We start from the raw sequence: 11,436 nt of genomic DNA, 5'->3' as shown, positions 1-11,436 counted from the left end.
GTAAAAACGGTCTTGCCGTACTCTGTGCATGTCGCCGGATAATACGTCGCTTCATAGTTATGACCGAGCGGATTTGTATAATTATCCGTATAACTGTCGCCGCAGCGTGTACAGGTATAAACGGTGTAACCGCCGCTCGTACAGGTTGCTACGGTTGTTGATGCAACGTAGTAATGTCCTGTTTCCTCTATCGAGTAATTGGTATAACTGTATCCGCATTGGACACATTCATACTGCAAATACCCCTCGTGAGTACAGCTCGGACTTTCTATCGACTCCATATAATAATGATCGATGAAATAAGGAAAGACAGCACTCTTTGTATTCGATGAAAGTTTTATCGTGTGTTCGCCTTCCTCACGTATCCACGTGCCTTTTGTATATTCAACGCCGTCAAGCGTAGCCGTCCACGACGGTCGATCCCAAGTGAAGTAAACGGTATTATCGGTATCGGACTTAACAAACTCGCCGCTAAGCTCCGCACCGAGCTGTATCGTCTTTTATATTGATATGTATGTATTCGTTACACGTGGGACATCTAATGAATGCGTCCGTTCCGTTATTGCCTTGAACAAGTGTTGTTTTGCAATACGGGCAGCACGCATAATAATAACCTTGCATTATCGCCTTATGTCTTTCTTTTGATGCCCCCATCTTTTGTTTCTCCTAAGCATCATCTATGGTGAACTAAATATTGAAAGAGTATTTAATATAACGCGTTTTTTGCTCGCCGGTTTTGAGTATGGGAATCACAAAACCTTTCATATTGATTGCATTGGGACAGCATTGCGGCTCTAAGCAAAACCCCGCCCATTGATCATACCGACGGCTCTTGCCAGCACACGGCTTGATTGCCCCGCCGGTGTATAACTGCAAGCACGGCATATCCGTAAAGACATCCATATGTATGCCTGTTTTTTTGCTTTCGACATGTGCCGCATGTTCGCTGTTAAGGATAAAATTGTGGTCGTAGCCGTTGGTTGGTTTAAGCTCGGCACTATCGAAGTCCGTGCCAATTCGCTTTAATGATGAAAAATCAAACGGACCTTTTGCTTCCGCTTTTTCCCCTGTCGGTATAAGCTCGTTGTCGGTAGGCGTGTATTTATCTGAATTTATGAGTAGCAAGTTATCCCGACAATCTCCGCTGTTCTCACCGTCTAAATTGAAGTAGATATGGTTCGTCGGATTCCACAGCGTATCTTTGTTGGATATCGCATTAAATTCAATACTCAATGAATTGTTGTCTATGCAAAACTTGACCGTCAACACAAGCCGACCGGGATAGCCATCTTCGCCGTCCTCGCTTATGTATTGCAAGACGATGCTATTGTTATCTACACTTAAAACATCGAAAACCTTTTTATCAAAGCCTACGCCGCCATGTAAATGATTGAGTCTTTCGTTGCGCGTAATGTTGTACTCTTGACCATTGAGCGAAAATTTACCTCTTGCTATTCTGTTAGCCACTCTGCCTATAGTCGCACCGGCGTATGTGCCGCTCTTTATATAGTCGGCAATACAGTTAAATCCGAGCGCAATATCTACACCGTTTACTCTGAGTGCATTTATCCGCGCACCGACCTCGCAAATATCTACTTCTATAGCTCCGTTGCCTATTGTATATAAGTAGACTGCGCGATCATTGATTTTATCGTAAAATTGCCTTTTCATAGTTAGTGTCCAACAAATTATTACTCTTTGTAGCCCTTGGGGTTCTTCTGTTGCCAATTCCATAACGACGCGCACATTTCGTCTATACCGAGTTTTGCTTCCCAGCCGAGCTCACGCTTTGCCTTGCTTGCGTCGGCATAGCACGCCGCTATGTCGCCCGGTCGGCGCGGCTTGATCGAATAAGGCAGTTCTTTGCCGCAAGCCTTATTAAAGGCGTGGATCACGTCTAACACCGAGTAGCCTATACCCGTGCCGAGATTGTACGTGTATACGCCCGACTTAACCGTTTTATCTATTGCCGCGACGTGTCCTTTTGCAAGATCGACTACGTGAATATAATCTCGCACGCCCGTGCCGTCCGGCGTATCGTAGTCGTTGCCGAACACTCCCACTTCTTTCAATTCGCCTATTGCCACCTTCGCAATATACGGCGTAAGGTTGTTGGGTATGCCCTGCGGATCCTCGCCTATAAGTCCGCTCTCGTGCGCGCCTACGGGGTTGAAATAGCGTAATAATACTATCGTCCACTCGTTATCCGACTTGTATATATCGTTAAGCATGATCTCTTGGAAATACTTGCTCGTTCCGTAAGGATTGGTCGTTCCACCCGTCTTGCACTCCTCGTTGAGCGGTAACACTTCGGGATCGCCGTAAACAGTCGCGGACGACGAGAACACTATCTTTTTGCATCCGTGCTTGCGCATAGTATCCGTCAAGACAAGCGTTCCGTAAAGATTATTATTGTAATATTCTATGGGTTTCGCGCAGCTTTCGCCGACAGCTTTTAACCCTGCAAAATGTATTACCCAATCGATTTTATGCTCGGTAAATATCCTGGCCAAAAGCGTTGCGTCACGCACGTCGCCCTCATACATGGATATATTTTTGCCGGTTATCTTTTTTACGCGCTCTATGCTCTTAGGCGACGAGTTATCCAAGTTGTCTATTACGACCACTTCATAGCCCTTGTTTAGAAGCTCTACACATGTATGCGAGCCTATATATCCCGCGCCGCCTGTTACCAAAATTTTCATCAACAATTGCTCCTTATAATTTCTCGACCGTTATGCCGTCGGATATGTCCGTTGTATATACCTCGGCGGTATACCCCGTCGCTGCCTTATACTCTTTAAGTACGTGCGCGACAAAATCGTCTTTTTTGTCCGTCTTTACAAGCGAAACCGTACAGCCGCCGAACCCACCGCCCGTCATTCTCGAACCCAAGCACGCAGGGTGACTTTGTGCCGCCGCGGCAAGCGCGTCGAGTTCCTCGCCCGTAACCTCGTATAAATCCCTTAACGACGTATGCGAAGCATTAAGAAGTTTCCCGAGCGTAGTCATATCTCCCGCCTTCATAGCTTTTGCGGCGGCGTTTACACGCTCGCATTCTTCCACTATGTGCTTTGCGCGGTTATATATAATAGGCGTAAAAAGATTTTTAAGCGCGCACAGTTGTTCCGATTTTACTTCGGCAAGACAGCTTACGTTCAGTTTGGTTTGTAATATTTTGAGCGCTTCCTCGCTTTCTTTTCTTCGCTCGTTGTATTTACTTTCGACAAGGTTATGCGGTTTTTTGCAATTTATAATAACCAGCGAACAGTCGCCCAAATCGAGCGGAACGTACTCGCAGTCGAGAGTATTGCAATCGAGCAACATAGCGTGGTTTTTCTTTCCGCACGCCGAAGCGTACTGATCCATTATTCCGCAGTTGACGCCCATATACTCGCGCTCTGCTTTTTGCGCGGTCAGAGCTATTTTAACATTATCTATTGGCGTTCCCGTGATGGCGCACATGGCGGCTATGGTCGAAGTTTCTATTGCCGCCGAGCTAGACAGTCCGCTACCGAACGGCACATGACAGTCTTGAACCATATCTACACCGACTATTTTGCCGCCCGCTTTTTGCCACATAAACAGACTGCCCGCCAGATAATTTCCGTAGTCCAGCTCGTAATATTTATCCAACCTGTTTATATCCAAAGATACGGTGAAATCGAGCGTTGTCCACCTTATATTTATCTTGTCCGTATTATTCGGTCTAATGTACACCGTGTTATTAAGCCCGAGCGCCGCAGGAAACACCTTGCCGCCGCAATAGTCTATGTGCTCGCCTATTATGTTCACTCTGCCTGCGGCAGTCACTTTGTATTCGTATTCTTTTTCGCCTATCATATCTCAAACCCCGCACTACTTAAAAATTCCAACATATCCTTTTCGTCTTTGAACACCGCCGTATTTTGCAGTATCCTGTAACAAATACTGCCCAATTCCTCTTGCATGGCGGCATGAACGGTTTTGAACTTTCCACTCTCGTACAGCTTCTTCGTTTCGTCGTACACGAGCTTGAACTGTGCATATTCGGGCGGTAGCGGCTTTTTATGTTCAATAAACTTTTCCAGTTCGGCAAGCTCGCTTTCCAGCCTTCCCGGCAGTATGAACAAGCCCTGCGCTTCTATTAAGCCTATACTCTCTTTCTTTACGGAATGGTATTCGGGATGAGCGTGGAACACGCCGTCGGGATACTTTTCGCTCGTTATATTACTGCGCAGTATAACGTTCATTTCGTAGCCGTCCGCGCTTTTTACGACAGTCGGACTTACGGCGTTATGCACGCCGTTTTCGTCCTTTGCTATGATGCCGAGCGCGGGATCGTTGTACTCTACCCATGCTTGCCGTATTCTATCCGCTATATCTATAACCTCGTTGCGGTCTTTGCTTTTTATCCGTATGACCGTTCCCGGCCAATCGAGTATACCTGCCGTTGCGGTCGGATACTGTTTGTCCTTTACTTCGGTTTTTATCTTCGCCTTGTGTAGCGGCAACACCTCTCCGCCGCCTTGGTAGTGATCGTGTGCAAGCACGCTACCGCCTATCCTCTGTAAAGCCGCATTACAGCCTATAAAGTAGTGCGGGAAAAGGTCTACAAAGTCCATTAGGTTTTCAAGCGTTTGTCTGTCTACGTGCATGGGGGTATGCTCGCAGTTTACTGCGATTCCATGCTCGTTGAAATACCCGTACGGCGAATACTGCCAAAACCATTGTTTGCCGCCGAGCGTTATAGATACCGTGCGAAGATTGCGCTTGTGCCTTGCGCCGTACCCTTCGTTCTCGCGACAAATAACGCACTTGGCAAAACCGCCGTCCACGCTGTTACCTGCTTTCGCTTTGTTCGGGTCTTTGAATTCGGGCTTCGCTTTATTGATGGTTACGGTAAGTCCGTTGCTTGCGTCGAAGCGGGGGTTTTTATCCAGCTCGTCGCGTTTAACGTACTTGTTGCTTACACAGTATCTGTAAAACCAATCGGTCGCGGCTTTACTGCCTTTGGTTTCGAGAATATCCTTAAAACGCTTATCTATTTCGGACGGCATGAGTGACAGCGCGCCGAAAACGGCGTCCTCGTCGTCGAGTTCGAGCAGCCTGTTCTTGACGTACATTTCGTCGCGCGTGTCAAGTCCCAAACGCTCTTTCGCGTATTGTATTAAGTCTTGTATTTGCCGTAGGTCGGTCATAGTAAGTCCTTTAAGGTGTCGGTTACACTGTCCTTAAAACGTTGTATATACGCCGTAATGTACTCGGCTATATCTATTGTATCATTGTGAATGAGCGGAGTCAAATCCATAGCGTAGTTTAACGCCGTGTATGTATCGCACGAATGGCTTTGCCCGAACGTGGCGTTAGCATTCCGTCTGCCCTCCACGGCAATGTCATACCGTTTGCCGCCGGCTATCTGACTGTCGAACACGGAAGATAAAGCTCTCGCAAGGTTTTGATGGCGACTGCAATCCATAATTATTTTTTCATCGTCGTTGAGCCAATCCAAGTCACGCCACACTTCACAACCGTAAACCTTTTTCGGTTTGTCTTTGTCGTCGAGCCGGCGCATTGCTTTAATGGCTTTAACTGCCGTTGCCACGTGGGTTTCGTGCTTATCCGCGAGGTTATGGATATACACGTATTTGGGCTTTGTCGATTTTAATATTTCCACATAATCGTTTATAACGCTTTCGTTATTTTTATCCTTTACTTGCGAAGAAGAATAACCAAGTAGAATTTGCGCGGTGTATTCGCCTACAGTCGCCGCTTTCTTTTGCTCGGTTATGCGTATTGCTTTCATGTCCTCGTCAGTGTAATTTGCATACAAGCCGTTTCGAGGAGATCCCGCGCCGTCGGTAGTTACCACGCCGCAAAACCATTTGTCTTTGCTTCCAAAGCATTCCGCCATGGGACTGAACGCCATAAACTCTATATCGTCCTGATGCGCAGCGATACAGAGGTGTGTGGTACGGCTTATAGCTTTTGTTTGTTCCGTTCCGTCGGGTATGTATTTTATTGCTTTATCATTCAATTTCATAATCTGCTCGCCGCCTCTTGGTCTAATATTACAGTACAGTCCTTGTGGTTATACAATATGCTTGCGGGCAATTCCTCGCTTGGTTTACCGTACATAAGTTTCGACACTATTTCGGCTTTGTTCAGTCCGTTTGCGAGCACGATTATCTTCTTCGCTTGCATTATGCTTTTCAAGCCCATAGTGTATGCTTTTCTCGGCACTTCGGATATATCGTTAAAAAGTCGTGCGTTATCCTTTATTGTACTTTCGGCAAGTGTCACTACATGCGTCGTACTCTCGAAGCTTGTCCCCGGTTCGTTGAACGCTATATGTCCGTTACTGCCCAAGCCCAATAGTTGTATCTCTCTCGGGAGCTTTTCGAGTATTTCGTCGTATCGCTCGCATTCGGCTTGTTCATCCGTTGCTACACCGTTTTCTATGTAGGTGTTAGCTATGTCTATATCTATATGGTCGAATAGATTCTTCCGCATGAAATACGCATAGCTTTGGGGGTGTGTTGCGGGTAGCCCTTTGTATTCGTCGAGATTGACGGTGCGAATATTCTTATAGCTTGTCCCGTTCTCTTTGTGGTCGGCAATAAGATTTTTGTACAGTCCGAGCGGTGTTGTTCCCGTAGCTAAGCCCAGAACGGCGTTAGGTTTTTGCCGAACCGTTTCTATTATTATCCGAGCCGCTTTCTCGCTAAGCTCGTCGTAGTCTTTTGTTATGATTATGTGCATCGATTTATCCTTTGAAAGAAAATACTATATTACCCTTGCCCTTTTTCGGCGTTCTGTATTTTTCGTGCGGCAACGGTCCGCATGCGCCCGTGCCCAGCCCGCTCATGCAGTAGTCGGCGCATAAATACGTGCCGTCGCTCGTCGGCAGCTCGTAGTCGTGCTTTGCGCTCTCTATCTGCTCGGCGCTATACGGCAAACACGAGAACGAGTTCATGCCCTCTACTCTTACTACGTGCTGTCCGTCGCTCACTTCGGCGTAGTTGGACAAATAATGACTGCCGCACTCCTGCGGCTTTACGTAGTGTTTATATTGGTCTTTTACACATCTTTCGTATTCGCCCTTGAATGCGTATTCGTACATATCCGAATACGTTTCGTCGTCGCCGTACGCGTTGTAGCGAAGTTTATCGAAAGACTTATCGAGCTTTAACGCAAAGCCTATCCTCGGCAAAAACTCAAAGTTAACTACATCGGTCTGCTCGTAGCCGAAAGCTATACTCACGCCGTTATCCGAGAATGTGTATTTTATCTTGCCTTTGAGTATCGGTTTAAGACTGTCGGCAGACATGACAATATCGAACTCGACGGAATTGTCAGTTACTACATAATCCCTTACATACGGTCTTGCATACTTCAAGAACAGCGCGTTCCACTTGTTTTTTATATACATGTCGTTGTCTATCGGCGCGCGCCAAACGTTGAGCTTTATTCGCCCGTATTCTTTTCCGTTTGCTTCCGCCTTTTCTATCTCGCCGCATTGCACGTCTATTTCGTACTTGTTCTTGCCCGCGGTGACGCTCAATAAATGCCCGTGTTGTTCGGGCTTTATTTCTACGGGTTTGAATTCGCTTTGCTTTTGATTTTCCGTCAAAAACTGCGCGTGCGCTACTTCGTTACCGTCTACGCTGTAACGCGCTTGTATATCACCGTTCGTAATCTTTATGCTTATGCACGAGCGCGGCGATATGCAAACGCTTTGAGTTTTGCCGTTTATATCGAGCTCGCCCGTTTCGGTCTTAAAGTAGTTTTTGTTTGTTATTATGAGTGTGTCGTCCTTTCTCTCGAATTTAAGCGGTTGGTAATAATACTTCATTTGCTTTGTGCCCGCTTTTATCTTTCTGTCGGGCGAAACTATTCCGTCCACGCAGAAATTCCCGTCGTGCAGATACTCGCCGAAGTCGCCGCCGTACTTAAAGCCGTTCCCGTACTTTACGCCGTGGTCCGCCCACTCCCATATAAAGCCGCCCATGAACCTATCCGAGCTTTCCATTATATCCCAATACTCTTTCAGCCCGCCCGGACCGTTACCCATGGCGTGAGCGTACTCGCATAATACAAGCGGACGCGTTTCCTTTTTATCGTTTATGTAGTCCTTCGTCATCCACTCCGGATGCGGGTACATTCTGCTCACCACGTCCATGCCTGCGGCGTAATATTCGTCGGTGTTGCTTATGCTCCAAATGTTTTCGTAGTGGACGGGTCTATTATCTATCTTTCTTATCTCTTTCAGTGCGGTCTTGAAATTAGTTCCCCAGCCCGCCTCGTTGCCGAGCGACCACATGACGACGCACGAGAAGTTTTTATGCTCCTCGACGTTGCATACATTGCGCTCGACGGTGCTCCGCTCGAACTCTTTATTGTCGGCTATTAGCTTATGGAATTCCCCGTCGTAGCCGCCGTAGCAGTTTACGCTACCGTGACTTTCGAGATCGGACTCGCTCATCACATACAGTCCATACTCGTCGCACATTTCGTAAAGCAAAGGGCTCGACGGATAATGCGATGTGCGTATTGCGTTTACATTGAGCGACTTCATTAAGAGTATGTCGCTTAACATATCCTCTTTGTTAACGGCATAGCCCTTTTCGGGGTGCATGTCGTGACGGTTTACGCCTCTGAATTTTATGGGCTTACCGTTAAAGAGATAAATGCCGTCTTTTACTTCGCTAGTGCGTATGCCCACGCGGTTATATATAACTTCGCCGTTTGCGGATAAAGCCATATCATAGAGATAGGGCGTTTCGGCACTCCACAGCTTTGCGTTTTTTACGGTAAAAGTCGCCTTTTCTTTCGGTTTTACTTGCTTTTGCTCGCCGTTGAAATCTACCGTTATTTGTATATCGCTCTTATTCGTTACGGTAACAATGCCGTCGTTATCTTGTATGCTCGTTTCTATCTTATAGTCGGTAATGTGCTGCTCGGGGCGGCGCAATATATACACGTCACGGAATATGCCCGTGAACCGCAGTTTGTCCTGATCTTCGAGATAACTGCCTTTATTCCATTTGAGCACTAAAACGTCTATTTTGTTCTTGCCCGCTTTAACGTACTCTGTTATATCGAACTCGCTTATGCGGTGGGATATTTGACTGTACCCGACCTCTTTGCCGTTTACGTAAAGATAAAACGCACTGTCCACACCCTCAAATACTATGTACGTTTTATCCGTCGTTTTCTCGCAGTCGAAATAGCGCGTATATTGATACGCGGGATTTTTCGCGGGCACGTGCGGTGGGTCGAACGGAAACGGGAAGCGCGTATTCGTGTACTGAAAATAGTCGTACCCGTAATACTGCACACAGCTCGGCACGGGGATTTCATTTGCCCCGTCGAAATTGTAAAAGTCGTCGGGCACGTCGAGAACGCTGTCGTACGCCGTTATTTTCCACGTGCCGTTAAGCGATGTAAAACGACTGCTGTCCTCGCGGTCGTAAGACTTTTTGTCGCTATCTGAAAACGGCACGTAGTAGCTGCGTGCGAGCTCTGTGTTTACGCTTTGCGTTTGTTTGTAATAAGGTTTTAGCATGATATATCTCCCAAAATTGCAGAAGGGCTTATTACGGTAAAAACGGTAATACGCAGTTTACACGCTCCGTAAGGATACAATTTTATAAGTGTAGGATAGTCGAAGAATTCTTGCTGTCCGTTCGGCGGCGGCGTAAATACATAATGTCCCGATTCGGTGTGTTTAACGCCTTTGTATAAATCCGTCGTCACTTCGATCTCGTTTACTTCGAGCAACCGTTGACTTTTCGCCTCGTATGCGTAAACCTCCAAATGCGGCAAATCCTGATCCAAATCGAAGTCGCGCCCGTTGCCGTCTATAAACCGTGCCGGCGCGTTTTTGTCTATAGCGTAGTTCCATTTTTCGGTAGGATACATATTGTACGCGGGGAACTCCGCGGAAGAGCGCGGCTCGAGCTTGTCCACCTCGCGTCGTCCCTTTTGCCCGAGAGAGTACACGAGCGCGCCCTTTTGAAAATACACCCCGCCCCGCGTTTGCACTTTGCTTATGCTCGACGAAAATGACAGGCGCACCGAACATTCGGAGTATATCTCCAAGTCGACAAAACCGTCTTCCTCTTTTGCGTCTACTTCTTTTCCGCCGACCGTAAATTCGTACCTATCCGCCCATTCGGGGATACGCAATTTAAGCTTGAAACATTTTTCGGTAGCTATATCGAGAGTTATACTCTCTCCGAACGGAAAATCCGTTCTTTCCATTATGCGAATATCTTCGAATTCGTAATCAGCATCGCAAAACAGCGCTATATAAACCTCGTCGCCGTAACGCTTTACGCTGTTTAGAATATAGTTGGGCATGAAGCGGTTGACGTTACCCGGACAGCACTCCGTCCCGGGGTTCGGGCGGTAGCTCATCCACTTACTGCCCTTATAGAAATCGTTATGATTGGATCTGTTATCCGCTATTATCTGATTCGCGCACGAGAAATACTGCAAGCCCTTGAAGTTTTCGAGCACGCTCCCCATACCCGCATTGAACACGCACTTTTCGAGTTTATCCGCATAATGCGCGTTCTTCGTCGCGTCGAACATATACCCCAGCGACCATGTATAATCGGATATATCGCACGTTTCGTAGCTGTGCATATAATCGTCGGACACGGTGAACTCGTCGCTGCAAAGACACCCCGACGGCAACATGAAATACTTATCGATCTTATCGAACGCCGCGACTGACGCGTCGAGATATTTCTTTTTGCCCGTATACGTAAACAGTATCGCACCGAGCTTACCGTACTCGTTATACGTGACCCCGTGAGAGAACGGCTTTTTGTCGGACATTGCCACCCTGTCGCAGTTATCGTCGATACAGGTGCGGTTGTAATCGTTATAGTCCGTTTCGGCGAGTTTGAGCAATTTCTTATTGCCCGTTTTGCCGTACAGCCACAGCATTATTTCGACGTTCATAACGTCGCGAAACCTGTTATGCCGCGCCGAACAGCTCAAATAGTGATTTTCGAGCGCGCGTAATATTTTTTCGTCGTCGTTATATTCATAGAGCGCCATGCACGCACGAAAGAAAACGACGTACGCCCAGCGGTTCCAGCCGTCAGTTTCTTTCATGAACTTCGGTCCCAAAAAGCCGTAAGTATCGGGTTTGTTCAGCACCGAATAAATTATACTCGACGCTCTTTCGATAACGTCTTTATCGTCAAGTAATATGCCGCAACGGACATACCCGTCCAACCAATATGCGGTCTGCTCGTACACCCACCAAGCGGGATTGCCGTCCTTTTCGAGCATGATATCCGTGCCCCATATCTCGCGGTCGAACGGATATCCCGCCTGCTCGATATGCCCCGTAAGCCCCTTGAGCTGCCGATGCAAAAACCGCTCGAAAAAGCCACGCGGAGTTATTTTGGGCTTATTTTCCGAAATCGCAAAATTCAT

The 11,436-nt window shown here is 47.2% G+C and carries 9 protein-coding genes; all 9 read right to left on the bottom strand.

The features are described 5' to 3' along the window. A partial coding sequence (locus tag HDT28_07280; GenBank protein MBD5132369.1) for a hypothetical protein occupies positions 1 to 281 on the bottom strand: 281 nt, incomplete at its 3' end. Between the two features lie 406 nt (positions 282 to 687). Then, positions 688 to 1,671 carry a galactose mutarotase gene (locus HDT28_07275; GenBank protein MBD5132368.1) on the bottom strand — a complete coding sequence of 328 codons (984 nt, stop codon included), beginning with the start codon at positions 1,669 to 1,671 and terminating at the stop codon, positions 688 to 690. A gap of 20 nt (positions 1,672 to 1,691) precedes the next feature. Further along, on the bottom strand, positions 1,692 to 2,708 hold the full coding sequence (gene galE, locus HDT28_07270) for a UDP-glucose 4-epimerase GalE (protein ID MBD5132367.1): 1,017 nt from the start codon (positions 2,706 to 2,708) through the stop codon (positions 1,692 to 1,694). A 10-nt stretch (positions 2,709 to 2,718) separates the two neighbouring features. Next, the gene (locus HDT28_07265; GenBank protein MBD5132366.1) at positions 2,719 to 3,843 is read right to left on the bottom strand and encodes a galactokinase; all 1,125 of its coding nucleotides are present in this window, start codon (positions 3,841 to 3,843) and stop codon (positions 2,719 to 2,721) included. After that, positions 3,840 to 5,180 carry a galactose-1-phosphate uridylyltransferase gene (locus HDT28_07260; protein ID MBD5132365.1) on the bottom strand — a complete coding sequence of 447 codons (1,341 nt, stop codon included), beginning with the start codon at positions 5,178 to 5,180 and terminating at the stop codon, positions 3,840 to 3,842. Before HDT28_07260 ends, HDT28_07265 begins: the two co-directional genes overlap by 4 nt. Next, complete coding sequence (locus HDT28_07255; protein MBD5132364.1) at positions 5,177 to 6,022, bottom strand: PIG-L family deacetylase; 846 nt, start codon at positions 6,020 to 6,022, stop codon at positions 5,177 to 5,179. Before HDT28_07255 ends, HDT28_07260 begins: the two co-directional genes overlap by 4 nt. Further along, positions 6,019 to 6,741, bottom strand: a complete 723-nt coding sequence (nagB, locus tag HDT28_07250; GenBank protein MBD5132363.1) for a glucosamine-6-phosphate deaminase — start codon at positions 6,739 to 6,741, stop codon at positions 6,019 to 6,021. Before nagB ends, HDT28_07255 begins: the two co-directional genes overlap by 4 nt. A gap of 4 nt (positions 6,742 to 6,745) precedes the next feature. Then, positions 6,746 to 9,547 carry a hypothetical protein gene (locus HDT28_07245; GenBank protein MBD5132362.1) on the bottom strand — a complete coding sequence of 934 codons (2,802 nt, stop codon included), beginning with the start codon at positions 9,545 to 9,547 and terminating at the stop codon, positions 6,746 to 6,748. Beyond that, a complete protein-coding gene (locus tag HDT28_07240) occupies positions 9,541 to 11,436 on the bottom strand; it encodes a hypothetical protein (GenBank protein ID MBD5132361.1) in 1,896 nt (631 codons plus the stop codon). Before HDT28_07240 ends, HDT28_07245 begins: the two co-directional genes overlap by 7 nt.

Source organism: Clostridiales bacterium (assembly GCA_014799665.1).
Lineage (GTDB): Bacteria > Bacillota > Clostridia > Christensenellales > Pumilibacteraceae > Anaerocaecibacter.
This window is presented reverse-complemented; position numbering and strand designations above follow the sequence as displayed.

Excerpts from the sequence above, each read along its gene's own strand:
- HDT28_07275 (MBD5132368.1), bottom strand. The coding sequence starts at position 1,671 with ATGAAAAGGCAATTTTACGATAAAATCAATGATCGCGCAGTCTACTTA.
- HDT28_07260 (MBD5132365.1), bottom strand. The coding sequence starts at position 5,180 with ATGACCGACCTACGGCAAATACAAGACTTAATACAATACGCGAAAGAG.
- HDT28_07255 (MBD5132364.1), bottom strand. The coding sequence starts at position 6,022 with ATGAAATTGAATGATAAAGCAATAAAATACATACCCGACGGAACGGAA.
- nagB (MBD5132363.1), bottom strand. The coding sequence starts at position 6,741 with ATGCACATAATCATAACAAAAGACTACGACGAGCTTAGCGAGAAAGCG.
- HDT28_07240 (MBD5132361.1), bottom strand. The coding sequence starts at position 11,436 with ATGAATTTTGCGATTTCGGAAAATAAGCCCAAAATAACTCCGCGTGGC.
- HDT28_07245 (MBD5132362.1), bottom strand. The coding sequence starts at position 9,547 with ATGCTAAAACCTTATTACAAACAAACGCAAAGCGTAAACACAGAGCTC.
- HDT28_07265 (MBD5132366.1), bottom strand. The coding sequence starts at position 3,843 with ATGATAGGCGAAAAAGAATACGAATACAAAGTGACTGCCGCAGGCAGA.